Origin of the sequence: Brevibacillus sp. NL20B1, from assembly GCF_018195675.1 — a bacterium.
Lineage (GTDB): Bacteria > Bacillota > Bacilli > Brevibacillales > Brevibacillaceae > Brevibacillus > Brevibacillus aydinogluensis.
The window spans coordinates 45860-72349 of the sequence record NZ_JAGTPT010000010.1 but is presented as its reverse complement, the minus strand read 5'-3'; the positions used below and the strand labels follow the sequence as shown (position 1 = coordinate 72349).

Here is a 26490-nt window from a genome sequence, read left to right as displayed (position 1 = left end):
GTGCATTTGTATATAACTCTGTTTCGGCAAACGATTCAGGGCGGAAAAGAGGTGTATGAGGATGAAACAAGGTATTCACCCGGACTATCACATTGTGAAAGTAACATGTGCATGCGGCAATGAATTCGAATCCGGCTCCGTGAAGCAAGCGCTGCGCGTGGAGATTTGCTCCAACTGCCACCCGTTCTTCACCGGCAAACAAAAGTTTGTCGATGCCGGCGGCCGCGTAGACCGTTTCAAACGCAAATACAATCTTTCCTAATCGGGAAGAAGAACCAGGCAGGGATCACTGCCTGGTTTTTGCTTTTTTTGCGCAAAAAACGTTCCGTTTCGCGGCATGTACCCCTACAATAGAGCCAGAAGCCCTGACGAATGACCTTGACGGGGGAGCCCGGAGCGGCATCGTTCGGAAGGGAAAATGATCGTAAAGGGAGACAGACAGGTGGCACAACTGTATTTTCGCTTTGGGGCGATGAATGCTTCCAAATCCATCCAGTTATTAACGGTGGCTCACAACTACGAACAGTCAGGCAAAAAAGTGCTGGTGTTTACCCCGGCCATCGACGACCGGTACGGTGTCGGCAAGGTAGCCTCACGTGTGGGGATCAGCCGGGAAGCGATTCCGATCAGCGACGATACGGACATCTTTGCGATCGTCGCCGGTGAGGAGGGCCGCCCGCACTGCGTCCTGGTGGATGAAGGACAGTTTCTCGGCAAGCAGCATGTGGAACAGTTGGTCAAAATTGTCGATGAACTGGACATCCCGGTGATCGTGTACGGGCTGTTGAAAGACTTCAAAAACCAGTTGTTCCCGGGCAGTGCCCATTTGCTGTGCGAAGCGGACAAGATCGAGGAGATCAAGACCGTGTGTGTGTACTGCAACAAAAAAGCGACCCACATCCTCAAGTTCAAGGACGGTCGACCCGTTTACACCGGAGAGACGATCGAGATCGGCGGAAATGACACGTACAGCAGCGTATGCCGCCGCCACTACTACCACCCGCCGGTTGCATACTGAAGGCGGCCCTCGCTTGAGGGATTCTGCTCGTGAAGGCCTCCCCTGTTTGCCTGTGAATGGCCGTCGCCTGCGATGCGCACAATAAGGCAAACAGGAGGTGGCTTTTTTATGCGATGCCAGTCCTTTTGGAAAAGTACTCTGGGCGTGCTGGCCGCCGTTGTGCTGGCATCTCCCCTGACGGCCGGGTGCGGCCGGACGATGCCCCAGGAGCAAAGCTACGGCGCGCAAAGTTACGATCCACAGCAGCACGCGACCATCAAAAGCGATCGGAATGATGACGCCATTGACCGGGGGGCGTCTCCGCTGGAAGACCGGGACAGCTTGATGGGGCGCAACCAAAACCCCAACATGATTATCGGTCACAGCAACGTGCGTTCCACACAGATCGATATGGACAACATGGAAGCCATGGCCAAATCGGTGCCGGGCGTGGAAAACGCACGAATCACACTGAGCGGCGGAAATGCATATGTTACGTTGGATTTGATCCCCAACGTCACGGCAGCGCAGGCCCGGTCCATCGAACAGCAGGTGATCGCCGCCCTGCGTAAAAAAGTGCCGCGCTACGATTTTCACATCACCTCAAACGACGGGTACCATCGCTGATTCCCCGCCCGATGCTTTTGTCAGGCTGGACTGATGCCAGCCCTGCCTGCCAGCACCGGCTGCGGGGTACAGCCGCATGGCGATCCTCCTCCCCGTCACTCGCTGTTCGGCTCGGTCGGGCTTGTTTGCCGCACTGTTTGAAAACCAAGCTTCTTCGATGCAATCGCTTGTCTTAAGTCCAAAGGCTCGGCCATGCCGGGCCTGTTTGCCTGCTTGTGCCGTTTTGACTTTTTCCACATCTCCCTCTATAATTTATCTGTTATAGTCGACAGTATTTTAACGGTGGGGTGAAATGCAGTGTTCGAGCGCTTATCTGCGGTTGAAGAGCGTTATGAAGAAGTGACCAATCTCCTATGTGACCCCGACGTCATCAACGATACGAAACGACTGCGCGAACTGTCCAAGGAGCAGGCTTCTTTGGAAGAGACAGTGGTCGTCTACCGTGAATATAAATCGGTCGTAAGCCAGCTTGAGGATGCCAAGGCGATGCTGGAGGAAAAGCTGGACGACGAGATGCGCGAAATGGTAAAGATGGAAATTTCCGACCTGAGCAAGCGCAAGGAACAGCTTGAGGGCCGTTTGAAAATTCTGCTGCTGCCGAAAGATCCCAACGACGAGAAGAACGTCATCATGGAAATCCGCGGCGCGGCAGGTGGCGACGAAGCTGCGCTGTTTGCAGCCGATTTGTTCCGCATGTACACCCGCTACGCCGAGCGGCACGGCTTCAAGGTGGAAGTGCTGGAAGCCAACCCGACGGACATCGGCGGCTACAAGGAAATTGTCTTTTCCGTCAGCGGGCGCGGTGCGTACAGCAAGCTGAAATTTGAAAGCGGCGCACACCGTGTGCAGCGCATTCCGGCCACGGAGTCGGGCGGACGGATTCACACCTCCACGTCGACGGTCCTCGTGCTGCCGGAAGCGGAAGAAGTGGAAGTAGAGCTGAACGAAAAAGACATCCGCATCGATACGTTCTGTTCCAGCGGCGCCGGCGGGCAGAGCGTCAACACCACGAAGTCGGCCGTGCGGGTGACCCACATTCCGACCGGCATCGTGGTTTCCTGTCAGGATGAAAAGTCGCAGAACTCCAACAAGGAAAAGGCGCTGCGCGTACTGCGCGCCCGCCTGCTGGACTATTATCAGCAGCAGCAGATGGCGGAGCAGGACGCCACCCGCAAAAGCCTGGTGGGGACAGGCGACCGCAGCGAGCGGATTCGCACCTACAACTTTCCGCAGAGCCGCGTCACCGATCACCGCATCGGTCTGACGCTGCACCGTCTGGAAGCGATTCTGGAAGGCGAATTGGACGAAGTCATCGACAACCTGATCATGCACGAGCAGACGGAGCTGTTGAAGAGTCATGCAAGCACAGCGTGAATGGCCGGATGTGACGACAGTACGGGAAGCCCTGGCACGGGCTTCTTCCTTTTTACGCGAGGCGGGCGTGGCCGATCCGCCGTTTGAAGCGGAACTGCTGCTCCGTCACTGCCTTGGGTGGGACCGGACCCGCTATTTGATTTCCTTGGGCGAACCGATGCCCGCTGACGCCCTGGCGTGCCTGATCGACCTGTGTCAGCGCCGGGCACGTCGCGAACCGATCCAGTACATGATCGGCACTCAGGAGTTTTACGGCCGTCCCTTTCGCGTCCGTCCCGGCGTGCTGATTCCCCGGCCGGAGACGGAGATTCTGGTGGAACAGGTGCTGCGGCACGCAGCTGTCATCTGGCCGTCGGAGCAGCCGCTCGTCGTCGCAGACATCGGCACGGGCAGCGGAGCCATCTGTGTCACGCTGGCCTGCGAACGGCCGCATTGGCAGGTGAGCACGGTAGATCTCTCGCCGGACGCCACCGTGATCGCGCGCGAAAACGCGGAACAGTTGGGCGCACGCGTCCGCTTTTTGCAGGGAGACCTCACCCAACCGCTGGTGGAGGAAGGTCTGCAGGTGGACATTCTGGTCTCCAACCCGCCGTATATTCCGAGTGCCGTGGTCGACACGCTGGACGCAGAAGTGCGGGCGTACGAACCCCGGCTGGCGTTGGATGGAGGGGCGGACGGACTGGACTGCTACCGCCGCCTGTGCGAGGCGCTGCCTGCGGTGCTGAAACGGCCGGGGCTGGTCGCGTTTGAAGTGGGCATTCATCAGTCCCGTGACGTTGCCCGTCTGATGAAGGAAAGCGGCGTGATCGACGAGGTGGAGATCATCCCCGATCTGGCGGGGATCGAGCGGGTCGTCGTCGGGCGTGCGGGGACACCCTCCTCTCAGCGCTGAAGAAGCGTGGTCGTGTGCGCAGCACGATCGTTTGCCGTACGTCACGCAGACGTCTTGAACCGCTGTGTTTATCGCGGAAGCTCCGCATACGTTACGCTAGAGTCGGATCGTTTTGCCAGAGTCGCATACGTTTCGCTAGAATCGCGTAATGTTTTTGCGAGAGTGCGTATGTTTTCGCTGGATTCCGTCCATACTGGTTGCTAGAAAAAGAGATTCGCAGCAACTGTATGAGAAAGGGAGTAGGATAAACATGAAGCGGTTCTGGTTGGCGGCATTCTGTGTGTTGATGTTAATGATGAGCTGGGAGGGACAGCTTACGGCGGCCAATGTGCTTGACAACGGGCCGATCCCTCAAGAGTCGATCCGGCTGCGGATTATCGCCAACAGTGATTCCTTGCAGGATCAATGGCTGAAACGGGAAGTGCGTGACGCGATCGTCGCACGGATGAACGAGTGGGTCACGGAGATCCGCTCTTACGAGGAAGCCCGCCAGGTGGTGGCTGCCCGGCTGCCGGAATTGCAGCAGCTTGTGGACCAGACGATCCGGGAGCGGGGGTTTTCCTACCCGGCCGAGGTTGATTTCGGTCGTGTTCCGTTCCCGACCAAATTGTACGGGACGTATGTGTACCCCGCCGGGGACTATGAGGCGCTGCGCGTCCGAATTGGCGAAGCCAAGGGGCAAAATTGGTGGTGTGTCCTGTTTCCGCCGCTTTGCTTTATCGACATGTCCAACGGCGACGCGGTCCAGGCGGCGTCCGTCGAGCCCGATACCGAGTCTGAGCCGTCAGGCCAAGACGACGGACAAATGGAGGCGGCAGCGCAGCAGACGCTGCCGGCCGTGATGGCTGACGTTGATTCCGAATGGGAAGCATTCGCGGAACGGCGCCTGGCTCACCTGGAAGCCCGCTGGTTGGGCGACGTGGAAATGGCAGCAGATCAACCGCCTGCCGAGCGAGAGGGCAATCCGTACAAAGCTGCCGATCGCGACGCGAAGCAGGAGCAGCAGCCAGCCGGCAAAAACCCGCAGGGAACAGACGTCAAGGAGACGACGGCTGTTCAGCCGAATATGGAAGTACGCTTCTTCTTCTGGGAAAAACTGACCGCCTTCTTCTCCTGATTTTCAAGATAACGACACCCGGTTACGCCGTGGTGTCGTTTTGCATATCGCTTGGGAACGTTCTGAAAAAAGTGAAACTTATTCACAAGTTACCCACAGCCTGTTGAAAACTTGTATCATCACCTCTATACTAAAGGCACGAATTGTTGTGAAACGAGCATACGGAAAGGATATTCGCCAAGATGGAAGAGCATCGGGAAACAAAGCTATGGACTGTGAATAACACTGTGGATAACGCTGTGGAAAATTGGCAGGGTTGTCCACAGATTGTGGATGCCGCCCAACTGCTCCGCGACGGGGAGGTCGTCGCCTTTCCCACGGAAACCGTGTACGGGTTGGGGGCAAATGCATTGTCGGACGACGCTGTGGAAAAAATATTTTTGGCAAAAGGCAGACCTGCCGACAATCCACTGATTGTCCATGTAGCCGACGAAGCACAACTGCAAACGGTTGCCGAAGCGGTGTCGGATAAGGCCCGCCGGCTGATGGAGGCGTTTTGGCCCGGACCGTTGACGCTGATCCTTCCCAAGACGGACCGGGTGGCCTCGTTGGTGACGGCCGGGCTGAACACGGTCGGCGTGCGGATGCCGGACCATCCCGCTGCGCTGGCGCTCATCCGCCAGGCTGGTGTGCCGGTGGCCGCGCCCAGCGCCAATCGCTCGGGCCGCCCCAGCCCCACGACGGCTGCCCACGTCCTGACTGACCTGGACGGCCGCATCGCCGGCGTGCTGGACGGCGGTCCCACTGGTGTCGGGGTGGAATCGACGGTCATCGACGTGACGGTGGAGCCGCCGATCATCCTGCGGCCGGGAGGCGTCACCCGCGAGCAGTTGGAAGCAGTGATCGGCCCCGTGGAGCTGGACCCCGCCTTCTCCGCCGGTTCGGCGGAAACTCCGCGCTCGCCCGGCATGAAGTATGCCCACTACGCTCCAGAGGGCGAGATGTGGCTCGTCGAAGGTGAGGAGCCGCGCGTCCGGGAAAAAATGAACGGCATGCTTGCCGAGGCCAAACGCCGCGGACTGCGCACCGGGGTGCTGGCCAGTGCGGAGACGGCATCGTATTGGCAGGCACATCCCGAAGCCGATGTCGTGCTCTCCGTCGGGTCGCGGGCGGAACCGGGTGAAGTGGCGCAGCGCCTGTACGCGGTGCTGCGGCAGTTCGACGAGCGACAGGTGCAGTTTATCGTCGGGGAAACATTTCCCCGCTCCGGTCTGGGAATGGCGGTCATGAACCGTCTGGAAAAGGCAGCAGGCGGACGCATTCTGTCCGTGTGAATGTCTAAACGCCCTCTTGTCCGCATATGGTGAAGAGACAGGAGGGGGAGCGGTGTGGACCTGACCATATTTCATTGGGGACAATTTTTAACCCTGCTGGTGATTGCCTTTGCCCTGAGCATGGACGCGTTTTCACTGGGAGTGGGCGTGGGGATGGTGGGCATGCGCCTCAGAGAAATCATCAAAGTCAGCATCACCATCGGGTTGTTTCACGTAGCCATGCCCTTCGTGGGGATTGCCATCGGGGTGTACTTGTCCGGGCTGGTCGGGGATATTGCAGTGTTTATCGGCGGTGCGGTACTGATGGTCATCGGTGCGAATATGCTGTGGAACGGGTTCGTGCAGAGCGAGGAAAAGAGCATCCTGTGCACGAAAGGACTGGGACTGTTGCTGTTTGCCGTCAGCGTCAGCCTGGACGCGATGACGGTCGGCTTTTCCTTTGGCTTGATAGAGGTAAACAAACTGCTGGCGGTCACCCTGTTTGGCATCATGGGCGGTGTGATGGCCTACTGCGGCCTGATGATCGGACAAAGGGTGGGAGGATGGCTGGGCGAGTACAGCGAAGTATTAGGTGGACTGATTTTGCTGGGATTTGGTCTGAAATTCATGCTGTGACACTGCTGGCTGACGGCAGCGGCAAAACGGGCCCGAAATATTTGAAAGATCGCTTGCTTGGAAGATGGTTCTGACAGCAGCTTCGCCGGAAAGGGGGAGAGACACGTGAAGCGCATCTTGTTCGTCTGTACGGGAAACACCTGCCGCAGCCCGATGGCAGAGGCGCTGTTTAAAGCGAAGGCAACGGACGGCCAGTGGGAAGTCCGTTCGGCGGGAGTGGCCGCGTTCGACGGTCAGCCTGCTTCCCTGCACGCCATGCAGGTGCTGGCGGAACGGGGTATCGATCACGATCATCAGGCACGTCGGCTGAACGACGACTTGGTCGCCTGGGCCGATCTGATCCTGACCATGACGCAGGGCCACAAGACGATGATCCAGAGCATGTTTCCCGGTGCAGCAGAAAAAGTGTTCACACTGCGGGAATATGTCGGCGTGGAAGGGATGAGCGACATCGCCGACCCGTTTGGCGGTACGGTGGAGGACTACCGGCGCTGCGCAGAGGAAATCGAAGAGTCGCTGGACTACCTGATTAACAAATTCACAGGCTGACGTTGCGGCGCATATCGTGAAGAGATGAGGTGCTGGCAGTCGGCCAGGGCCTGCTTTTGTATAATATGGCGAACATTTTTTTGCAACTCACTTAAAAATGTTCACTTTTTACATTGCGGATTCTGATGTATAATGGCAGAAGATCACGACACAAGCGAGGGATGGCAGGATGAAAGTGGCGATTGGCGCCGATCACGGCGGGTACAACCTGAAGGAGGAGATCAAGAGGCTGTTGACCTCGATGAACATTTCCTTTGAAGACTTCGGCTGCACCTGCAATGATTCGGTCGATTATCCCGACTACGCATTGCCGGTGGCGGAAAAAGTGGCGGCAGGGGAGTTTGACCGCGGCATCCTGGTATGCGGGACAGGCATTGGCATGTCAATCGCAGCCAACAAGGTGCCCGGCATCCGCTGCGCACTGGTGCACGACACGTTTTCCGCGCGGGCGACCCGCGAACACAACGACTCCAACGTACTGGCCTTGGGCGAACGGGTGATTGGTCCGGGGCTGGCGCTGGACATCGTGAAAATCTGGCTGGAGACGGAGTTCCAGGGAGGGCGTCACGCGCGCCGCGTGGAAAAAATTGCAGCGATTGAAGCCAAACATGCGGGAGTGAAGTAAGGTGGACATGCTCGCAATCGAACGGCAGGTGAGCGCGCTCGTCTCTGAAGTGGCAGAGTTGGCCGAGCTGCGGCCGGGGCAGATTCTCGTCATCGGCTGCAGCACCAGTGAGGTGCTGGGCAAGCAGATCGGCAAAGCGGGCAGCCGGGAGGTGGCGGCCGCCATTTACCGGGGGATTGCCGCCGTTCAGGAACAACGCGGTTTTGCGCTGGCTTTTCAATGTTGTGAACATTTGAACAGGGCGCTGGTCGTGGAGCGAGAGACACAGGAACGTTACGGTCTGGATGAAGTGACGGTCGTCCCCGTGCCGCAGGCGGGCGGTTCAATGGCCGCACACGCATACGCCCACATGGCCGATCCCGTCGTGGTGGAGCACGTTCGCGCACATGCCGGCATCGACATTGGCGACACGCTCATCGGGATGCACCTAAGGCACGTCGCCGTCCCCATTCGCCCCTCCTGCCGGACAGTGGGGGACGCACATGTCACCGCAGCGCGGACGCGTCCCAAGCTGATCGGCGGAGCCCGGGCGGTCTACGACCGAACACCGTCGTCGGAGAGTTGTACCTAGGTCGGACAAGCGGTATTCCTACCAAGATCCCTGAGTGTAAAGAGGAGGAGACAAGCATGCTAGAGTTTTTGCGCAAGCAGGATCCGCAGGTGGCGGAAGCAATTCGACTGGAACTGGGCAGGCAGCGCGACAAGATTGAACTGATCGCGTCTGAAAACTTTGTCAGCCGCGCCGTTATGGAAGCGATGGGCACGGTTCTGACCAACAAGTACGCGGAAGGCTACCCGGGCCGCCGCTACTACGGCGGCTGCGAGTATGTGGACGTCGCCGAAAACATCGCCCGTGACCGCGTCAAGGAGCTGTTCGGGGCGGAGCACGCCAACGTGCAGCCTCACTCCGGGGCTCAGGCCAACATGGCGGTCTACTTTGCCGTACTGAAGCCTGGTGACACCGTGCTCGGCATGAACCTCTCCCACGGCGGACACCTGACGCACGGCAGCCCGGTCAACTTCTCCGGCACGCTGTACAACTTTGTGGAGTATGGTGTGGACAAGGATACCCACCGGATCAACTACGACGATGTGCGTGCAAAAGCTCTGGAGCACAAGCCGAAGCTGATCGTCGCTGGCGCCAGCGCGTACCCGCGCACGATCGACTTTGCCAAGTTCCGCGAAATTGCCGACGAAGTCGGTGCGTATTTCATGGTGGACATGGCCCATATCGCCGGTCTCGTGGCGGCGGGACTCCACCCCAATCCGGTGCCGCATGCGCACTTTGTCACCTCCACCACCCACAAAACCCTGCGCGGTCCCCGCGGCGGCCTGATTCTCTGCAAGGAAGAGTTCGCCAAGGCGATCGACAAGTCGGTTTTCCCGGGCGTGCAAGGCGGTCCGCTGATGCACGTGATCGCAGCCAAGGCGGTCGCGTTCGGCGAAGCGCTGCAGCCTGAATTCAAGACGTACGCGCAGCAGATCGTCAACAACGCTCAGGCATTTGCCGAAGCGCTGAAAGCTGAAGGGCTGACGCTGGTTTCCGGCGGCACCGACAACCACCTGGTGCTGGTAGACGTGCGCAACCTCGGCTTGACCGGAAAAGTGGCGGAGCACCTGCTGGACGAAGTGAACATCACCACCAACAAAAACACGATTCCGTACGATCCGGAAAGCCCGTTTGTCACCAGCGGCATCCGCATGGGTACCCCGGCAGTGACCAGCCGCGGCTTTGACGAAGAAGCGATGAAAGAAGTGGCAGCCATCATCGCCCTGACCTTGAAAAACCCGGAAGACGCAGCCAAACACGAAGAAGCTCGCCAACGCGTAGCGGCGCTGTGCCAACGCTTCCCGATGTATGAAGGATTGACGATTTAATTTCAGAACGTGCATGCTGTGGCAAACAGACCCCGTGAATAACTCCGGGGTCTCAGCATGTAGACAAAGTCCGTGGCGCATGGGTGATCGGGCCCGCTCGCTCTCTTGACGCCCAGCAAAGAAGTGAATGATGTCCGCTCCAAAACGCGACGCGGGCAGGGGGCAAACATCTGGGTGTTTCGACGAAGTGAGACTTGTGCCCCCTGTTTTTCCCCGCGTCTTTCGTTTTTCCGCTGAGCAGGTCGTCAAAGGAGCTCGCTTGGCCCATCCCTCCATGCGATGTACGTTGTCTTCAGCTTCGGTTGATGAATGTGCAGGCCTTCCGGCCTGGAAATTATGGAAATCGATTTCTGTGGACGTTTACTAAATAAACAGTTTGTCTTCAATTTAAGACCCCGTGAATAACTCCGGGGTCTGTTTTTTGTTTGTAAAACACGATGTATGGTTTGATTTTTATGCATATTGTTCCGGACATAATCGAATTCGGCACTCGCCTTTGTTGGAAATCATGTGAAAAAATGTTAGGATATGCTTGTGTTTTTACAAATGAGGTTTGCTCGTAATCTAATCAACACGGGGGAATTCCCAATGAATAATCATCGGAAATTTGATATTGCTGAAAGCCATGTTAGTGAGCTGAGAGAATTTTTCTTGGAAAAATACAAGGAATAGACAAACGGTAAATGTGGTGCCCCGTGTAAGCAACAAGGAAGGGCCATCATATAAAAAAAGCCCCCACTCGGGCAGGGAAAGAGAAAAAAGTACGAAGATTGGGCAAATTGACGGCGCCTCTCTCCTTCGCTATGATGGAAAAGATGCATTGATACGGAAACGGAGGAACATGCATGAGCCGCGTATACGTATTTGACCACCCGCTGATCCAGCACAAGCTGACCTATATCCGTGACAAAAACACGGGAACCAAGGAATTTCGTGAACTGGTAGACGAAGTGGCAACCCTGATGGGATACGAGATTACCCGCGACATGCCTTTGGAGGAGACGACCATCGAAACACCGGTGGCGACCTGTAAAGCACGCGTCATTTCCGGCAAAAAGGTGGGACTGGTGCCGATTTTGCGTGCCGGTCTGGGTATGGTGGACGGTTTGCTGAAACTGATTCCCGCTGCCAAGGTGGGCCACGTCGGCCTGTACCGCGACCCGGAGACGCTGCAGCCGGTGGAATACTACGTGAAACTTCCGTCCGACATTGCCGAACGTGAACTGATCGTCATCGACCCGATGCTCGCAACCGGGGGTTCTGCGGCAGCGGCCATTACCGCCTTGAAAAAGCGGGGGGCCAAAAACATGAAGCTGATGTGTCTGATTGCTGCGCCGGAAGGCATCAAGATGGTGCAGGACGAGCATCCGGACGTGGACATCTACGTCGCCGCCATCGACGAGTACCTGAACGACCACGGCTATATTGTGCCGGGCCTGGGCGACGCTGGCGACCGTCTGTTTGGGACGAAGTAGGAGAGGAAGTCCGATGAAAAAGCTGAAAGTGATGACTGTGTTTGGGACGCGGCCGGAAGCCATCAAGATGGCGCCGCTCGTGCACGAATTGAACAGGCACGAAGACCAGATCGAGTCGATTGTTTGCGTGACCGCCCAGCACCGTCAGATGCTGGACCAGGTATTGGACATCTTTGACATCCGACCGGACATTGATTTGAACATCATGAAAGACCGGCAGACGCTGGTGCAGATTACCACCCGCGCCCTGGACGAGCTGGATGGCGTGATGAAGGAAGTAAAGCCGGACATCGTTCTGGTGCACGGCGATACGACCACCACCTTTGTCGCCAGCCTGGCGGCGTTTTACAACCAGGTGGCGATTGGGCACGTGGAAGCGGGCCTGCGCACATGGGACAAGTACTCCCCCTTCCCGGAGGAGATGAACCGGCAGCTCACCGGCGTGATGGCCAACCTGCACTTTGCCCCGACCGAGGGTGCGGCAGAAAACCTGCGGCGTGAAAACAAGCCGGAAGAGGCGATCTACATCACCGGCAACACCGCCATTGACGCGCTGAAAACAACCGTCCGCAGCGATTACACCCATCCCGTGTTGGAACGCGTGGCCGGCCGGAAAATGGTGCTGATGACCGCTCACCGGCGGGAAAACCTGGGTGAGCCGATGCGGCGGATTTTCCGCGCGGTCCGACGGCTGGTCGACGAACATGACGACATCGCCGTCGTATATCCGGTGCACCTCAACCCGGCTGTGCAGGAAGTGGCGCAGGACGTGCTGGGCGGACACGAGCGCATTCACCTGATCGAACCGCTCGACGCCTTTGACTTCCACAACTTTGCCCGCCGTGCCCACCTGATTCTGACAGACTCCGGCGGCGTCCAGGAAGAAGCGCCGTCGCTGGGTGTGCCGGTGCTGGTGCTGCGCGACACCACGGAGCGGCCGGAAGGAATCGCAGCCGGCACGCTCAAGCTGGCCGGCACCGACGAGGATCAGGTGTTCTTCATGGCCGATCAGCTGCTGCGCGATGCCGACGCGTACGACGCCATGGCCCGCGCTGCCAATCCGTACGGAGACGGGGAGGCTTCCCGCCGGATCGTCGAGGCGATTTTGCACCATTTCGGACGCAGAGCGGAGCGGCCGGAACCGTTCCGTCCCGGCTTGTAATTCCGGGCTCTGTTCAACGAGGAGGCGTTGGTAAAACGCCTCCTTTTTGCTGCCCGTAAAACGGCGGTGCAAACGGTCCCCGATGGTCGGTATTTCCAGCAAAGAAAGTGCCTCAAACCATGAAACTATCACCTTGCTCGTGCGTCTATTATGTTGCTGAGACAGTATGAAACAAGAGATATAGGAGAGGAGTTACCAACATGAGAGGGCGGAAGGTTGTCTCGCTTCTCACGGCTGCTGCGGTAGCGTGGGGAGCTTTTGTTCCGTTTGCGCCGGTTGCGGTCCAAGTGGCGCAGGCGAGAGCGGAAACAAGCCCCTTGCAGATGATGTGGGAGACCCCGATCGGGGAAGGGACTATGTTGCAGAAATACACGAAGTCGTTCGGAGGTCAGCAGATCACCATCATGGTGACCAAGGTGGACCTGAACAATCCCTACGTGGAGGTCAAGCCGGTCTACGGCACCAACGGCAAGCTGACCGAGCGGCAGACGGTTACCCAGATGGCTCGGGAGACCGGTGCTGTTGCCGCCATCAACGCCGACTTTTTCAACATGACCAAACGGGGTGCGCCGTTTGGCATCGTCATGAAGGACAAGCAGTTGATCTCGTCGATGGGGCACATCTCCTACTGGTACAGTCTGGGGATTACCAGCGACAAAAACGCGGCTATCGAAAAGTTCGGTTTTACCGGAAAAGTGACGGCACAAAACGGCAATTCGTTTCCGCTGCAGGGACTCAACAAGGAAGAATACAATCCCAGCGAAGGACGGAAAAGTCACGAGAACCAGTTGAACCTGTATACGCCGGCGTTCGGCAAGACCAGTCTCGGAGCGATTGCCGGCTACAAGGACGTCGTCGAAGTGCTGTTTGTGGACAACGTGGCCAAGGAAGTGCGCATCAACCAACCCGGCTTTTACATACCGTACAACGGCTACGTGCTGTGGGGACACGGCGCGGCTGCCAACTTCCTGAAGCAAAACTTCCCGGTGGGGTCAAGGGCGACTGTCGAGTACCAGACGACGCCGCTCAATCAGGACTGGGTGCAGGCGGTGGGCGGAAACGTGCTGCTGGTCGATCAGGGCAAAGCGCTGTCCTCGTTCCCGGCCGACAAATCGATTCTCTCGATCAACGCCCGCACCGCTGTCGGCGTCCCCCGCGACGGCAAGACGCTGTACATGGTGACCGTGGACGCGAGCAAAGGCGTCTATCTGGATGAATTGGCCAAAATCATGGCCGAACTGGGGTCCTGGCGGGCGGTGAACTTCGATGGCGGCGGTTCGACCACGATGGCCGTGCGCATGTTGGGCGAAACGCACGCCAGCCTGGCCAACCAGCCAAAAGACGGCGCGGAACGGCGGGTTCCGACCGGACTGGCCGTGTACAACACGGCGCCGCCGGGAGAACTGGCAGGTTTCCGGATCTTCGGCCCGACAGAAATGCTGATCGGTCAAACGGCGGAGTTTACGACCAAGGCGTACGACTCGCACTACCAGCCGTACGCAGTCAATCCGTCCACCATCGTCTGGGAGGCCGGGGACGCGGGCACGTTTAACGGACAGTACTTCACCCCGACCCGTTCGGGACAGGTATCGGTTACGGCGCGTGTGGGCAGCGTGGCCTCGAGCAGTGCGGTGCACGTCATTTCCGGCAGCGAGGTGCAGCAGATCGTCGTCTCGCCCAATCCGATCACCATCGCGCCCGGACAGACGCTTACCCTGGACGTGAAGATCAAGACGAAAAAGGGACAGCTGATCCAGGCGACCCCGCTCAGCGTCCAGACCAGCGTCAATTCGGCAGCGGCGACGGTCAACGACAAGCTGCAGCTCGTCGCGGGACAGGAACCGGGCAGCGGGACGCTGACCGTAACCTACGATGGCGTCACCACCAGTGTGCCGTTCGTCGTCGGGCAGTTTGAACAGCCGTGGCTTACCTTTGACAATCAAACAGGCATGCACCATGCGGCCGTGCCGGCTTCGATCAACAACAGCGGATCGTTTACCGCGGTATCCGATCCGGTCTTCCGCACCCGCAAGGCAGCCAAGCTGCTCTACAACTTCTCCGGTGCGCCGGCGACCGACCTGCGCATCGCCTACGGCCGCGTTGCATCCCAGCCGGTGACCATACCGGGCAAACCGATCGGCCTGGGTCTGTGGGTGTATGGAGACAACAGCAAGCACTGGCTGCGTGCAGAGGTCATCGACGCCAACGGCAAGACCGTCTACGTCGATTTGGCCCAGTCAATCGACTGGAGCGGATGGAAGCAGGTCAAGGGGTACTTCCCGGCCAACGCAGCCTACCCGCTGAAGCTGAAGAGCATCTACGTCGTCGATCGCCCCGATGACGGCAACCGTCACGACCAAGGAACGCTGTACTTTGACGAGGTTTCCCTGCTCCTGCCGAGCACGGCCGGCAATCAGCCGACCGGCAGAGACATCGTGCCGGAGACGCCGGGCACCCTTTCCCTGGGCGCTGAACTGGACCTCGGCTATTCGTTCGTGCGCACGGCGTCTTTTCTGCAGTCTGCTTCGATCAAGGTCAATTCGATTGTGCAGCAGCAGCTCCCCGGTTACGTGCCGGCCGACTACTCGTTTACCATCAAGCCGGGCGCTCTGAAGGAAGGTCAAGAGGACCAAATCTCCACGTCGCCGGTGACGTTGACGCTGACGCCGAAACAGTGGCTGCCGGGCAAAGGCGTGGGCCTGCTGTACGTAAACGAGGCAAACAAGACGTTTGACCAGATCCCTGGCGCCGTCAATGCAAAGGGGCAGTGGGTGTACGAAGTGAACGCCTACGGCACGTACATCCCGTACTACATGGACGGCGGCGGCGTCGCCTTCACGGACATCGCCAACCACCCGGCCAAGGCGGAAATCACCTACATGGCACAAAGGGGCCTGGTGAAGGGATTGACGGAAACCACGTTTGGCCCCGAAGTCCCGCTGACCCGCGCCCAGTATGTCACACTGCTGGCTCGGACGTTCGAGTGGGAGCTGCCGTCCTCGCCGAAGCTTGGCTTCAAGGACAAAATCCCGGCATACGCACAAGGGGCGGTGCAGGTGGCAGTCTCCAAAGGGCTGGTCAAAGGGTATCCGGACAATACCTTCCGTCCTGATCAACCGGTGACCCGGGCGGAAGCGGCTGTGATCCTCGACCGCGTGCTGAAACAAAAGGGGACGACGTCCAAGGCGATCACCGACAAGCAGGTATGGCCCGCCTGGGCTGCCTCGTCGATTACCAACATCGTCGGGCTGGGGCTGATCGACCCGATCGGCAGCAGGTATGAGCCGAACAAGGCGACCACCCGTGCAGTTTGCGTCGTGGCGATGTACCGGATTTTGCAGAAAAAATAATTGATCGGAATGTCGACGAAAGACCGAGTTCTTCCCGAGGGAAGACTCGGTCTTTTGTTCTGTTTTTGGCCGGGTCTTCAAAAATCCTTTGCAGAAATTTGTTAACTAAAATACAATTTTGGTTGACAAATTGTTTTCCAAATATTGTGCCGAAGGAGGGGACCCGGTTGTCACATCCACATACCTACGAAGAATTGGCACGAAAAAACAAACAGTACCTTTGGCATCCCTTCACGCAAATGAAGGACTACGTGGCGGAAGATCCGCTGATCATCGCGCGGGGCGAGGGGATCAAGCTGATTGACGTAAACGGCAAGGCCTATTACGACGGGTTTTCGTCCGTCTGGCTGAACGTTCACGGCCACAACGTGCCGGAGCTGAACCGGGCGATTGTCGAGCAGTTGGAGCAGGTGGCGCACTCCACCCTGCTGGGCATGGCCAATGTACCGTCCATTCTGCTGGCGGAGCAGCTTGTCGGCATTGCGCCCGACGGCTTGACCAAGGTGTTCTACTCCGACAGCGGAGCGACCGCCGTGGAGATCGCCTTGAAAATGGCGTTTCAGTACTGGCAGAACATTGGCGTCACCGGCAAGCGTTCCTTTATTACCATGAACAACGCCTACCACGGGGATACGATCGGCGCCGTCAGCGTCGGGGCGATTCCGCTGTACCACGAGGTGTACCGGCCGCTGCTCTTTTCCTCGTATACGATCCCGTACCCCTATCCATATCGTCACGAGGGAGAGCGGTCCGCCGTCGAAGAGACGCTTGCCAGTCTGGAGCGGCTGCTTATTGAGAAGGCGGACGAGATCGCCGCGCTGATCGTGGAGCCGATCGTCCAGGGGGCGGGCGGGATGATCATCATGCCCGACGGCTGCCTGAAGCAGATAGCCGATATGGCCCGGGCGTATGACGTGCTGCTGATCGCCGACGAAGTGGCTACCGGTTTTGGCCGCACCGGCAAGATGTTCGCCTGCGAGCACGAAGGCGTGACGCCGGACATCATGGCGGTGGCGAAAGGGATTACCGGCGGCTATTTGCCGGTAGCCGCGACGCTGACAACGGACCGGGTATACGACGCCTTTTACGCCGACTACGAGGAGCAGAAGACGTTTTTCCACGGTCATTCCTACACCGGCAATCCGCTCGGCTGCGCCGTCGCCCTGGCCAACTTGCGTCTGCTTAAAGAGCGGCGGATCGTCGAGGGAGTGGCGGAAAAATCGCGCCGTCTGGCGAAGCTGCTGGCGCCGCTGGCCGATTTTGACCACGTGGGAGAGGTGCGGCAAAAAGGCTTTATGGTCGGCATCGAACTGGTGCGGGACAAGCAGACCAAAGAGCCGTATCACTGGGATGAGCGGATCGGCGTCCGGGTCTGCCGACGGGCGCGGGAAAACGGGCTGCTGACCCGGCCGCTGGGCAACGTCGTCGTGCTGATTCCGCCGCTGGTCAGCACGGAGGACGAACTGGCGGAGATGGTGGGCATTCTGGCGGAAGCGATCGAGGACGTAACCGCGTCAGCCGCGGTCAAAGGAGCGTGACACAGATGGGAGACGAGTGCTTCGCCGGCTTGTTCGTCGCCGGCACCGACACCGGGGTGGGGAAAACAGTCGTGACGGGCGGACTGGCCGCTGCCCTGCGCGAGGACGGCCTGAATCTGGGGGTCTGGAAGCCGGTCCAATCGGGGGGAGAAACGGAAGAAGAGCGGGATTCGTACCGCCTGCGCACGCTTTCGGGTGTAGCCGACGCCTGCGAGGAGATCGCCCCGTTTTCCTTTGCCGCGCCGCTGACCCCGCTGCTTGCCGCCGAGGCGGAGGGCGTCAGCCTTTCCCTGGAGACGATCATCGCGTCCGGCCGGCCGCTCAAGCGCCGGCACGATGCGCTGCTGGTGGAAGGAGCGGGCGGATTGGCGGTTCCCTTGACCGCAAGCGAGCTGATGATTGATCTGGCCGCCCGCCTCGGCATGCCGCTGCTGCTCGTGGGGCGCGCCGGTCTGGGGACGATCAACCACACCCTGCTGTCGGTGGAGTACGCCAGGCAGCGGGGCATCACGGTAGCGGGGGTCATCCTGAACGGCAGCCGTGCGGACAATGGCGACCAAAGCGTGGAAAGCAACGCGGCGATGATTGAACGGTTCGGCGATGTGCCCGTGCTCGGGCAAATACCCTGGTTGGAAGGGAACATGACCCGTGCCGGTGTGATCGAAGCGATACGCCGCCATGCCGATCTGGAGCGCATCCGCGGCTGGGTGGAAAAAAGCATGCTGCAAAAAGGAGAGGATTGCCGATGAATCGAATGGTGACGGCCGTAAACTGGGAGGATTACGCGGAAAAAGCGCTGGCCGGGGAGGGACTGACGCGGGAGGAGGCGCTGTCCGTGCTGCGGGCGGACGACGACGACATCCTGCCGCTCATGCACGCCGCTTTTCGCGTTCGAAAGCGCTACTACGGGAAAAAGGTAAAGCTGAACATGATCATCAACGCCAAGAGCGGGCTGTGTCCCGAAGACTGCGGCTACTGTTCGCAGTCGATCGTCTCCAGCGCGCCGATCCAAAAGTACACGCTGTTGGACAAGGAGACCCTCCTGGCAGGAGCGCGTGAGGCGCTGAACCGCATGGCCGGCACCTACTGCATCGTCGCCTCCGGACGGGGCCCCACGGACAAGGAGCTGGAGCAGGTGATCGAGGCGGTCAGGGAGATTCGCGCCACCATGCCGCTGAAAATCTGTGCGTGTCTCGGCCTGTTGAGTGAGGAGCAAGCGGCCCGGCTGGCGGAGGCGGGCGTCCACCGCTACAACCACAACCTGAATACCAGCCGCGCCAACTACAGCAACATCACGTCGACCCATACCTACGATCAGCGCGTGGAAACGGTGGAAACCGTGAAGCAGTCGGGGATGTCCCCCTGCTCCGGGGTGATCATCGGCATGGGAGAAAGCGATGAGGAGGTCGTCGAGATGGCGTATGCGCTGCGCGAACTGGACGCCGATTCCATTCCGGTCAATTTCCTTAACGCGATTCCCGGCACACCGCTGGAAGGATACGGGCGGACGCCGGCCCTGCGTGCGCTCAAAGTGCTGGCGCTGTTCCGGTTTGTCTGTCCGACCAAGGAAATCCGCGTCGCAGGCGGGCGCGAGGTCAACCTGCGGACCCTGCAGCCGCTGGCCCTGTACGCGGCCAACTCCATTTTCGTCGGCGATTACCTGACCACGCCCGGCCAGGAGGTTGCGACCGACCATCAGATGATAGAAGATCTCGGCTTCGAGATTGAGCGCTGCGCGCTGCAGGAGTGAGGCGGATGAACGGAACCGTCTATTGCGACTGGATGGAAGCGGAGCTGGACGCGCTCCGGCAGCAGTCCCTGCACAGGTGCCTGCGCATCGTGGACGACCGCGGCGAGGAAGGGGGCAAATGGCTGACAGTTGGCGGCAGGAGGCTGTTTAACCTCTCCTCCAACGACTACCTGGGCCTGGCGGGCGATCCCCGGATCGCCGATGCTGCCCGTCAGGCGGCGGAACAATGGGGAGCGGGAGCAGCCGCCTCCCGGTTGATTTGCGGCAATCACCGCTGGTATGCCGATCTGGAAGAACGTCTGGCCGAATGGAAGCAGCGGGAAGCGGCGCTGGTCTTCGCCAATGGCTACATGGCCAATCTGGGGGTAATCGCCGCGCTGGTCGGGCGGGCGGACGCCGTGTTCAGCGACCGGCTGAACCACGCCAGCATTGTCGACGGCATCATTCTCAGCCGCGCCCGCCACTACCGCTACCGCCACAACGATCCGGAACACCTGGAGCACCTGTTGAAAAAGCACGCCGGACACCGCCGCGCCCTGATCGTCACCGATGCCGTCTTTTCCATGGACGGAGATGCGGCGCCGCTAAGTGAACTGGTGGAGCTCAAAGCGCGCTGCGGCGCGATGCTGATGGTGGACGAGGCGCATGCCGGCGGCGTGAGAGGCAGCAGGGGGCAGGGGCTGTGTCACGAACTGGGACTGCACGAGCAGGTGGATGTGATCATGGGCACCTTCAGCAAGGCGTTTGGCGTGTACGGCGCCTACGTCTGCGCCGACCGCGTGCTGATTGACTACCTGGTCACGAAGACGCGCCCGCTGATCTACTCCACCGCGCTGCCGCCGATGGTGGTGGCTGCCGTCCGCAAAGCGCTGGAAGTGGTGCAGGAGGAAGGCTGGCGCCGCACCCGGCTCAGGGAAAACAGCGCCTGGTTTCGCCGGCGGCTGCGGGCGTGCGGTTTTGCGATCGGAGAGGGCGACTCGCCGATCATCCCGTGGATCGTCGGCGACAACAGGCAGGCGCTCCGGTTGAGTCAACGTCTGGAGGAGCGGGGGATCGCCGCCGTCGCCATCCGCCCCCCGACCGTACCGGAAGGCACTGCCCGCATTCGTTTTTCTCTGATGGCGACGCATACGCGTGAGGAATTGGAGGAGGTTATTCGGCAGATGCAGTTGGCGGCGGGAGCAGGGGAGGTGGAGACGGGATGAAGGCGGCGATGCTGTGGTTGAACGGGTGGGGGATGTCCGACGAGGTGTGGTGCAGCATGCAGAGCCAGTTTCCGGAGTGTGCGCACACCGTCCCTGACCTGTCCGTGGCGGACCAGCCTGAAGCGTTTTACGAGATCGCCCGTCAGGCGGCATTATCGACTGCTTCCCTGCCGCTGATCGCGGTCGGCTGGTCGCTGGGCGGGATGCTGGCACAGCGGCTGGCAGCTGAGGGGTTGGCCGCAGGGCTGGTCTTGATCGGCACGACGGCCCGGTTTGTGCGTCCCCGCGAGGAGCGGCGGCTCGGCTGGCTGGACGCGCAGGTGCGGCGGATGGAGCGGGCGCTGTACGCGGATCGGACGGGCGTGATGCGGACGTTTTGGCAATCGATGTTTACGGCAGAGGAGCGGCAGCAGGCCGATTCGTCCGTCTCTGTATGCGACGCATGGCCCCTGTCGGCACTCGCGGCCGGATTGTCTTACATGCGGGAGGAAGACCTCCGTCCGCATCTCGGAAGCATCACCTGCCCGACGCTGGTGATTCACGGGACGGCCGACGGGATCTGCCCGTTTTCGGCAGGGGAGGAATTGGCCGCGAGCATACCGGCGGCCCGGCTGGAGGCAATCGTCGGGGGAGGTCACGCGCTGCCGCTCGTCCATTGTAATGCTGTAGCGGACGCAATCAAAAGGATGGTGGAACACAGTGTGGAAAGCAGCAGTCAGCAGACGGTTCAGTGAAAAGGCTGACACCTATGACCGGTACGCCCTGGTGCAGCGGGAGATGGCGGCGGAACTGGCGGCAGCGCTGGAGGCTGAGATGCCGCTGACGAACGAGGTTCGCCGGGTGGTGGAAGTAGGCTGCGGTACGGGCGGTTTGACCAGCCTGCTCCGCGATCGCTGCGGCAGTGCGGAGTACCTGGCGCTGGACATCGCGCCGGGCATGCTGGAAGCGGCGCGGCGGCGCCTTGGCCCGACCGGGCGGACGTGCCGGTTTGTGCTGGCCGACGTCGAGGAGTGGATCTGGAAGCAGGCGGAGCAGTGGGCCGATCTGATCGTCTCCAGCGCCTGTTTTCAATGGCTGCGGCAGCCGGAGAGGACGGCGGAGGGACTGTACCGGCTGCTGCGGCCGGGTGGCTCGCTGCTATTTGCCACCTTTGGGCCGCGGACGTTTTGGGAACTGCACGACTCGTTTTCATCGGCCTACCGCAACCTCCGGCGGGAGCCGCAGCGGCACGGGCTGTCATTTTGCACGCCGGACGAATGGCGGGCGATGCTGGATCGGGCCGGTTTTGCCGGCGTGCGGATACGTACCCGGGAGGTGCGGCTCCACTATCCGGACGTGCGTTCGTTTTTGCACGCGGTCAAGGGAATCGGCGCCAGCACCTGTCCGGCGTCGGACAGCGCCGGGTTGGGGCAGCGGCGGTTGCTGACGGAAATGATGGAGGCGTACCGGAGCCGTTTTGGCGGAGCGGAGGGCATTCCCGTCACGTACGAACTTGTCTATGTGGCGGCCGAACGGCAGGAGGGAAGGGAAAAATCGGTTGGTCCCAACCGGCAGGATATTTTGCGAAAAAAGGGAATTGTATGATGAAGACCTTCATGCTGTTTTCCAAGGAGTGATCCAGATGAGTCAGAAAGAGGTAGTGATTGTCAGCGCAGTGCGCACGGCCATCGGCAGTTTTCAGGGCTCGCTGTCCGGTGTCAGCGCGCCGCAGTTGGGAGCTGTCGTGCTGGAGGCGGCTTTGCAGCGGGCAGGCGTTGCGAAGGAAGCAGTGGACGAAGTAATCATGGGCAACGTGCTGCAGGCTGGACTGGGACAAAATCCGGCGCGCCAGGCGGCGATCCGCGCAGGACTGCCGCAGGAGACGCCGTCAATGACGATCAACAAGGTATGCGGCTCAGGATTGAAAGCGCTTCACCTGGCCACCCAGGCGATTCTCTGCGGCGATGCAGACGTGGTGCTGGCCGGTGGCATGGAGAACATGAGCCAGGCACCCTACCTGCTGGAAGGGGCCCGCAACGGCTACCGCATGGGCGACCAGAAAGTCGTCGACTCGATGATCCGCGACGGCTTGTGGTGTGCGTTCAACGATTATCACATGGGCATCACGGCGGAAAATCTTTGTGTCGAGTACGGGATTAGCCGGGAAGAGCAGGATGAATTTGCCGCCTGGAGTCAGGAAAAGGCGCAGCGCGCCCTGGCAGAGGGGCGTTTTCGCGACGAGATCGTGCCCGTGCCGATTCCGCAGAAAAAGGGAGACCCGGTCCTGTTTGAGGTGGATGAATTTCCTCGCGCCGGCGTGACGGTGGAATCGCTCGGCAAGCTGCGGCCGGCATTCAAAAAGGACGGAACGGTGACCGCGGGCAACGCGTCGGGTATCAACGACGGAGCGGCCGCCCTGTTGGTCATGTCCGGCGAAAAGGCGGCCGAGCTGGGTGTCAAGCCGCTGGCCCGGATCGTCGCCAACGCCAGCGCCGGTGTCAACCCGGGCATCATGGGCATCGGACCAGTACCGGCGACGCAGCGGGTGCTGAAAAAGGCAGGTCTCTCACTGGACGAGATCGATTTGATCGAGGCCAACGAGGCGTTCGCCGTCCAGTCGCTGGCAGTCGGAAAGGCGCTGGGCATCCCGCGCGACAAACTGAACGTAAACGGCGGTGCAATCGCCCTCGGACACCCGATCGGCGCCAGCGGAGCGCGCGTGCTGGTCACGCTGATTCACGAATTGCACAAGCGTTCAGGGGTAAAATATGGATTGGCGACGCTGTGCATCGGAGGCGGACAAGGAGTGGCCACAGTCGTCGAGAAACTGTAAGCGGACAGGCTTCAGTTTCATGCGCAAGGAGACGTACAACTTGTCGGTTTTTGTAAGAAATGGTTCGCCATTTTCAAATGTGAACGCTTTGTGTACAGAATAAACCGCACGTTGACAAAGGGAATAAATCTTCGTTAATATGGATGAGGGCAAAGGGGCACTTGACACCTGCCCTCTCCTTGTGTATGAAAGGGGGCGGTCCAGTGCCGAAAATTGATAATCCGTGGCGGGCCATCACGCTGGTCAGCCTGATCGGTGTCGATCTGGCCGTCTGCGTTATCGCAGGCGTCTATCTGGGCAGGTACGTCGACAACCTGCTCGCCACCAAACCGTGGTTTATGATGATCGGATTGCTCGCCGGATTGGGTATAGGCGTGTACAGTGTCTACCGCATAGTCCGCGGTTACCTGTAGGGAGATTGAACATGCATACGTTTACTTCGGCTATGCGAGCGGCTTTCCGCTATGCTTTTGTTTGTATGGCCCTGGTTGTGATACTCTGGGCCCTGTTGCCTCAGCATCGATTGTTTTTGCAAAGCCTCCTGCTCGGTATGGGCGGGAGTGTCCTCAGCGGCACGCTGCTGGTCAGCAAAACCTGGCGGATCGGCCAGATGGCTGTCGATCCGAATGTGCGGCCGAAAGGAACTGGCATGCTGCAGCGCCTTCTCGTGGCCGGATTTGCCGTCTTTATGACAATCCGCTTTCCCCATCTGTTTGTGCTTTCCGGCGTGCTGATCGGCCTTTTCCTCTTTCAAGTTCTAGGCTTCTTTTTTGTTTATCGCTCCTTCAAATAGATTGGATTGACAAGCATTTTTTTCGATCTGACTTTGTTGGTGCAACAGATTCGCACGGAAGAAAGGGGTGAATTACATGCATTACTCTTTGCGATTCAAATGGTTGGGTATGGTATTTGACATCTCGACCATCATTGCGATTGTGGTAACAGCCTTGATTGTGCTGTTCTTCTGCATCGGGATGACCCGCAACCTCACCTCTGGCGTTCCCGGAGGCAGGCAAAACGTGATGGAGTGGATTGTCGACTTCGTCACCGGTATCACCAAAAGCTACATCGAGCCGAAAAAGGCAGCCGGTTTTGTCTCGCTGGCGCTGACGCTGTTCCTCTACATCTTCATCGGGAACCAGTTGGGCCTTCTGTTCAACGTGAACACGGCGATTCACAACAATCCTGAGAAGAACCAGTATGTGAGCGATACCGTCAAAGACATGCTGACGGTCGCTACGACGGAAGAAGCCAAAAAGGAAAAGCTGGCGAAGCTGGAAGAGGAGATCAACGATCCTCACGGCCACGGCGCCTCCATCGGCTGGTGGAAATCGCCGACCGCCACTCCGAGCGTAACCTTTGCGCTGGCATTGGTGGTTCTTCTGTACGCCCACTACCTGGGGATGAAGAAAAGCTTTGGCGGCTGGCTCAAGCACACGTTTCTGAACCCGATTCACATCCTCGAAGAGTTCATCATCAAGCCGCTGACGCTTCCGTTGCGTCTATTCGGTAACATCTTCGCGGGCGAGGTTCTCATTGCGTTCCTGCTTGGCGTGGGGATCTTCGGCAGCATTCCGCTGTTCCTGTGGCTGGGCTACTCCGTATTCGTCGGCTCGGTCCAAGCCTTTATCTTCACCACGCTGGCGATGGTATACATTTCCCAACAAGTGAATGACCAACATTAATTCGCAGTAGATGTTTATTTTTCACAACACTAAGGAGGTATTTTTACAATGGAAGGTTTGGCTCTTGCAATCGGTATCGTATTTGGTCTGGCTGCTCTGGGTGCAGCGATCGGCAACTCCCTGGTAATTTCTCGTACAATTGAAGGCGTCGCTCGCCAACCGGAAGCACGCGGTAGCCTGATGGGTCTGATGTTCCTCGGTCTCGGTCTCGTCGAGGCGGTTCCGATTATCGCGGTTGCGATTGGTTTCATCCTCTTCGGTCGTCTGTAAGCGAGCGAACAATCGAAACGATAGGCGGGGGCTTGACCTTCGCCTCTATTTTGGTCAGTGGACGGTGTACACGTTTCCATTGACACCGGTGTCGGCTGAGTGTGGCGTCCCGTACGGCGCACCGCCGACACTCGCACATCTTGTGCGTAACATAGTGGCTTGCCTCGCCTGGTGCGCGGCGATGCCACGTTATTCTTGCGGAAACAAACGGCTGTACCCGTAGAGATACATTCTCCTGTGTGCAAGGAAGGAGTGAAACGAATGCTCGACTTTGGTGCCGTAGCCCTCGAATGGGGCTCGCTTTTAACCCAAGCTATCGTATTCCTGCTGCTGCTGCTGGCGGTTCGCAAGTTTGCCATGGGCCCGATCGTGGCAGTGATGGAAAAGCGTCGTCAGCATATTGAAAACGAAATCACCACGGCTGAGCGCAGCCGCAAAGAAGCGGAAGCACTGCTGGCCGAACAGCGCCGCGTGCTGGACGAAGCTCGCCTCGAAGCCAAATCGATCATCGACCGCGCGACGAAGCAAGCGTCCGATGAAGCAGCCAAAATCGTGGCTGACGCCCAAGCTGCTGCTGAACGCATGAAAGCGGACGCAAGCGCGGAACTGGCGCGTGAAGTGGAGAAAGCGAAGGCAGAACTGCGCGACCAAATGACCGGTCTGTCCGTACTGCTCGCATCCAAGATCATCGAGAAAGAACTGGATGAAGCGACGCAAAAAGCGACGATTGACAAATTCCTCGCTCAAGTGGGAGATCGCCTATGAGCGGCGCGGTAAGCAAGCGCTACGCTCGCGCGTTGTTTGAAGTAGCCAGCGAGCGTGGGAAGCTCGACCAGATTGAAGCGGATCTGAAAGCGGTCGTGGAAGCGATTGAACAGAACGCCGATCTGAGCAAGATTCTGCTCCACCCGCACATCGCGCGTGCGGCGAAAAAATCCCTGGCCGACGACCTGTTCAAACGCCATGTGAGCGAAGAAACGCACAACTTCCTCAATGTCCTGATCGACAACGGACGCGAGGGACAACTGTTGGAGGTCTACCGCTCCTTTGTGCGGATGGCCAACGAAGCCCGCGGCATCGCCGAAGCGACCGTGACCAGTGCCAAGCCGCTCAGTGACGAAGAACAGGCGGAGCTGGCGGAAAAGCTCGGACAAAAGCTGAACAAGAAGCTGCGCGTGCAAACCGTCGTGGACCCGTCCATTCTGGGCGGCATCGTCATCAAGATCGGCGACCGTCTGTACGACGGCAGCATCAAGACAAAACTGGAACACTTCGCGCATCAGCAATAAGATCGT

At 59.3% G+C, this 26490-nt stretch carries 28 protein-coding genes; all 28 read left to right on the top strand.

Annotation, left to right across the window (positions count from 1 at the left end; translation table 11 throughout):
* The first annotated feature begins 61 nt into the window (after window positions 1-61).
* Complete coding sequence (gene rpmE / locus KDN35_RS08940; protein ID WP_171564063.1) at window positions 62-262, top strand: 50S ribosomal protein L31; 201 nt, start codon at window positions 62-64, stop codon at window positions 260-262.
* Between the two features lie 180 nt (window positions 263-442).
* Window positions 443-1018, top strand: coding sequence for a thymidine kinase (locus KDN35_RS08935; RefSeq protein ID WP_171564064.1), 576 nt, complete (start codon window positions 443-445; stop codon window positions 1016-1018).
* 108 nt (window positions 1019-1126) lie between these two features.
* Window positions 1127-1624 (top strand): sporulation protein, encoded by a 498-nt coding sequence (locus tag KDN35_RS08930; RefSeq protein WP_171564065.1) that lies wholly within the window; start codon window positions 1127-1129, stop codon window positions 1622-1624.
* Between the two features lie 297 nt (window positions 1625-1921).
* Entirely contained in the window at window positions 1922-2998 is a 1077-nt protein-coding gene (gene prfA, locus KDN35_RS08925; protein ID WP_171564066.1) for a peptide chain release factor 1, read from the top strand.
* On the top strand, window positions 2982-3890 hold the full coding sequence (prmC, locus tag KDN35_RS08920) for a peptide chain release factor N(5)-glutamine methyltransferase (RefSeq protein ID WP_171564068.1): 909 nt from the start codon (window positions 2982-2984) through the stop codon (window positions 3888-3890). The genes prfA and prmC overlap by 17 nt, the downstream gene beginning before the upstream one ends.
* Window positions 3891-4140: 250 nt before the next feature.
* Window positions 4141-5007 carry a stage II sporulation protein R gene (spoIIR, locus tag KDN35_RS08915; RefSeq protein WP_171564070.1) on the top strand — a complete coding sequence of 289 codons (867 nt, stop codon included), beginning with the start codon at window positions 4141-4143 and terminating at the stop codon, window positions 5005-5007.
* Between the two features lie 182 nt (window positions 5008-5189).
* Window positions 5190-6281 (top strand): L-threonylcarbamoyladenylate synthase, encoded by a 1092-nt coding sequence (locus KDN35_RS08910; RefSeq protein ID WP_171564072.1) that lies wholly within the window; start codon window positions 5190-5192, stop codon window positions 6279-6281.
* A gap of 54 nt (window positions 6282-6335) precedes the next feature.
* The gene (locus KDN35_RS08905) at window positions 6336-6896 is read left to right on the top strand and encodes a manganese efflux pump MntP (protein WP_171564073.1); all 561 of its coding nucleotides are present in this window, start codon (window positions 6336-6338) and stop codon (window positions 6894-6896) included.
* A gap of 105 nt (window positions 6897-7001) precedes the next feature.
* The gene (locus KDN35_RS08900) at window positions 7002-7445 is read left to right on the top strand and encodes a low molecular weight protein arginine phosphatase (RefSeq protein ID WP_171564075.1); all 444 of its coding nucleotides are present in this window, start codon (window positions 7002-7004) and stop codon (window positions 7443-7445) included.
* 169 nt (window positions 7446-7614) lie between these two features.
* Window positions 7615-8070 carry a ribose 5-phosphate isomerase B gene (gene rpiB, locus KDN35_RS08895; RefSeq protein ID WP_171564077.1) on the top strand — a complete coding sequence of 152 codons (456 nt, stop codon included), beginning with the start codon at window positions 7615-7617 and terminating at the stop codon, window positions 8068-8070.
* A 1-nt stretch (window position 8071) separates the two neighbouring features.
* Window positions 8072-8641, top strand: a complete 570-nt coding sequence (locus KDN35_RS08890; protein WP_171564079.1) for a TIGR01440 family protein — start codon at window positions 8072-8074, stop codon at window positions 8639-8641.
* A gap of 56 nt (window positions 8642-8697) precedes the next feature.
* Window positions 8698-9948 carry a serine hydroxymethyltransferase gene (locus tag KDN35_RS08885; RefSeq protein WP_171564080.1) on the top strand — a complete coding sequence of 417 codons (1251 nt, stop codon included), beginning with the start codon at window positions 8698-8700 and terminating at the stop codon, window positions 9946-9948.
* Between the two features lie 845 nt (window positions 9949-10793).
* Window positions 10794-11423: a uracil phosphoribosyltransferase gene (gene upp, locus KDN35_RS08880; protein ID WP_171564081.1), complete on the top strand. Its 630-nt coding sequence runs from the start codon at window positions 10794-10796 to the stop codon at window positions 11421-11423.
* A gap of 13 nt (window positions 11424-11436) precedes the next feature.
* On the top strand, window positions 11437-12585 hold the full coding sequence (gene wecB / locus KDN35_RS08875; RefSeq protein WP_212132568.1) for a non-hydrolyzing UDP-N-acetylglucosamine 2-epimerase: 1149 nt from the start codon (window positions 11437-11439) through the stop codon (window positions 12583-12585).
* A 200-nt stretch (window positions 12586-12785) separates the two neighbouring features.
* Window positions 12786-15935 carry a phosphodiester glycosidase family protein gene (locus KDN35_RS08870; protein ID WP_212132567.1) on the top strand — a complete coding sequence of 1050 codons (3150 nt, stop codon included), beginning with the start codon at window positions 12786-12788 and terminating at the stop codon, window positions 15933-15935.
* Window positions 15936-16033: 98 nt separating this feature from the next.
* Window positions 16034-17473: an adenosylmethionine--8-amino-7-oxononanoate transaminase gene (gene bioA, locus KDN35_RS08865; RefSeq protein WP_481752767.1), complete on the top strand. Its 1440-nt coding sequence runs from the start codon at window positions 16034-16036 to the stop codon at window positions 17471-17473.
* 5 nt (window positions 17474-17478) lie between these two features.
* The gene (gene bioD / locus KDN35_RS08860; protein ID WP_212132566.1) at window positions 17479-18222 is read left to right on the top strand and encodes a dethiobiotin synthase; all 744 of its coding nucleotides are present in this window, start codon (window positions 17479-17481) and stop codon (window positions 18220-18222) included.
* Window positions 18219-19223, top strand: a complete 1005-nt coding sequence (gene bioB, locus KDN35_RS08855) for a biotin synthase BioB (RefSeq protein WP_212132565.1) — start codon at window positions 18219-18221, stop codon at window positions 19221-19223. Before bioD ends, bioB begins: the two co-directional genes overlap by 4 nt.
* A 5-nt stretch (window positions 19224-19228) precedes the next feature.
* Entirely contained in the window at window positions 19229-20428 is a 1200-nt protein-coding gene (gene bioF / locus KDN35_RS08850; RefSeq protein ID WP_171564087.1) for an 8-amino-7-oxononanoate synthase, read from the top strand.
* Entirely contained in the window at window positions 20425-21162 is a 738-nt protein-coding gene (locus KDN35_RS08845) for an alpha/beta fold hydrolase (RefSeq protein WP_212132564.1), read from the top strand. Before bioF ends, KDN35_RS08845 begins: the two co-directional genes overlap by 4 nt.
* A complete protein-coding gene (bioC, locus tag KDN35_RS08840) occupies window positions 21128-22012 on the top strand; it encodes a malonyl-ACP O-methyltransferase BioC (protein WP_212132563.1) in 885 nt (294 codons plus the stop codon). The genes KDN35_RS08845 and bioC overlap by 35 nt, the downstream gene beginning before the upstream one ends.
* Window positions 22013-22049: 37 nt before the next feature.
* On the top strand, window positions 22050-23240 hold the full coding sequence (locus KDN35_RS08835) for an acetyl-CoA C-acetyltransferase (RefSeq protein ID WP_171564093.1): 1191 nt from the start codon (window positions 22050-22052) through the stop codon (window positions 23238-23240).
* Between the two features lie 203 nt (window positions 23241-23443).
* Window positions 23444-23653, top strand: coding sequence for an AtpZ/AtpI family protein (locus tag KDN35_RS08830; RefSeq protein WP_230077507.1), 210 nt, complete (start codon window positions 23444-23446; stop codon window positions 23651-23653).
* Window positions 23654-23664: 11 nt separating this feature from the next.
* Window positions 23665-24033: an ATP synthase subunit I gene (locus KDN35_RS08825; protein ID WP_171564094.1), complete on the top strand. Its 369-nt coding sequence runs from the start codon at window positions 23665-23667 to the stop codon at window positions 24031-24033.
* A 76-nt stretch (window positions 24034-24109) separates the two neighbouring features.
* A complete protein-coding gene (atpB, locus tag KDN35_RS08820; RefSeq protein WP_171564096.1) occupies window positions 24110-24925 on the top strand; it encodes a F0F1 ATP synthase subunit A in 816 nt (271 codons plus the stop codon).
* 48 nt (window positions 24926-24973) lie between these two features.
* Window positions 24974-25195, top strand: coding sequence for a F0F1 ATP synthase subunit C (gene atpE, locus KDN35_RS08815; protein WP_015893623.1), 222 nt, complete (start codon window positions 24974-24976; stop codon window positions 25193-25195).
* A 261-nt stretch (window positions 25196-25456) separates the two neighbouring features.
* Window positions 25457-25960, top strand: coding sequence for a F0F1 ATP synthase subunit B (gene atpF, locus KDN35_RS08810; RefSeq protein ID WP_171564097.1), 504 nt, complete (start codon window positions 25457-25459; stop codon window positions 25958-25960).
* Window positions 25957-26484: a F0F1 ATP synthase subunit delta gene (locus tag KDN35_RS08805; RefSeq protein WP_171564099.1), complete on the top strand. Its 528-nt coding sequence runs from the start codon at window positions 25957-25959 to the stop codon at window positions 26482-26484. The genes atpF and KDN35_RS08805 overlap by 4 nt, the downstream gene beginning before the upstream one ends.
* The last annotated feature ends 6 nt before the right edge of the window (window positions 26485-26490 follow it).

Bases quoted from the DNA above. Each gene is read 5' to 3' on its own strand.
- rpmE (WP_171564063.1), top strand. From the start codon at position 62: ATGAAACAAGGTATTCACCCGGACTATCACATTGTGAAAGTAACATGT.
- KDN35_RS08930 (WP_171564065.1), top strand. From the start codon at position 1,127: ATGCGATGCCAGTCCTTTTGGAAAAGTACTCTGGGCGTGCTGGCCGCC.
- prmC (WP_171564068.1), top strand. From the start codon at position 2,982: ATGCAAGCACAGCGTGAATGGCCGGATGTGACGACAGTACGGGAAGCC.
- spoIIR (WP_171564070.1), top strand. From the start codon at position 4,141: ATGAAGCGGTTCTGGTTGGCGGCATTCTGTGTGTTGATGTTAATGATG.
- KDN35_RS08910 (WP_171564072.1), top strand. From the start codon at position 5,190: ATGGAAGAGCATCGGGAAACAAAGCTATGGACTGTGAATAACACTGTG.
- rpiB (WP_171564077.1), top strand. From the start codon at position 7,615: ATGAAAGTGGCGATTGGCGCCGATCACGGCGGGTACAACCTGAAGGAG.
- KDN35_RS08885 (WP_171564080.1), top strand. From the start codon at position 8,698: ATGCTAGAGTTTTTGCGCAAGCAGGATCCGCAGGTGGCGGAAGCAATT.
- upp (WP_171564081.1), top strand. From the start codon at position 10,794: ATGAGCCGCGTATACGTATTTGACCACCCGCTGATCCAGCACAAGCTG.
- wecB (WP_212132568.1), top strand. From the start codon at position 11,437: ATGAAAAAGCTGAAAGTGATGACTGTGTTTGGGACGCGGCCGGAAGCC.
- KDN35_RS08870 (WP_212132567.1), top strand. From the start codon at position 12,786: ATGAGAGGGCGGAAGGTTGTCTCGCTTCTCACGGCTGCTGCGGTAGCG.
- bioD (WP_212132566.1), top strand. From the start codon at position 17,479: ATGGGAGACGAGTGCTTCGCCGGCTTGTTCGTCGCCGGCACCGACACC.
- bioB (WP_212132565.1), top strand. From the start codon at position 18,219: ATGAATCGAATGGTGACGGCCGTAAACTGGGAGGATTACGCGGAAAAA.
- bioF (WP_171564087.1), top strand. From the start codon at position 19,229: ATGAACGGAACCGTCTATTGCGACTGGATGGAAGCGGAGCTGGACGCG.
- KDN35_RS08845 (WP_212132564.1), top strand. From the start codon at position 20,425: ATGAAGGCGGCGATGCTGTGGTTGAACGGGTGGGGGATGTCCGACGAG.
- KDN35_RS08835 (WP_171564093.1), top strand. From the start codon at position 22,050: ATGAGTCAGAAAGAGGTAGTGATTGTCAGCGCAGTGCGCACGGCCATC.
- KDN35_RS08825 (WP_171564094.1), top strand. From the start codon at position 23,665: ATGCATACGTTTACTTCGGCTATGCGAGCGGCTTTCCGCTATGCTTTT.
- atpB (WP_171564096.1), top strand. From the start codon at position 24,110: ATGCATTACTCTTTGCGATTCAAATGGTTGGGTATGGTATTTGACATC.
- atpE (WP_015893623.1), top strand. From the start codon at position 24,974: ATGGAAGGTTTGGCTCTTGCAATCGGTATCGTATTTGGTCTGGCTGCT.
- atpF (WP_171564097.1), top strand. From the start codon at position 25,457: ATGCTCGACTTTGGTGCCGTAGCCCTCGAATGGGGCTCGCTTTTAACC.
- KDN35_RS08805 (WP_171564099.1), top strand. From the start codon at position 25,957: ATGAGCGGCGCGGTAAGCAAGCGCTACGCTCGCGCGTTGTTTGAAGTA.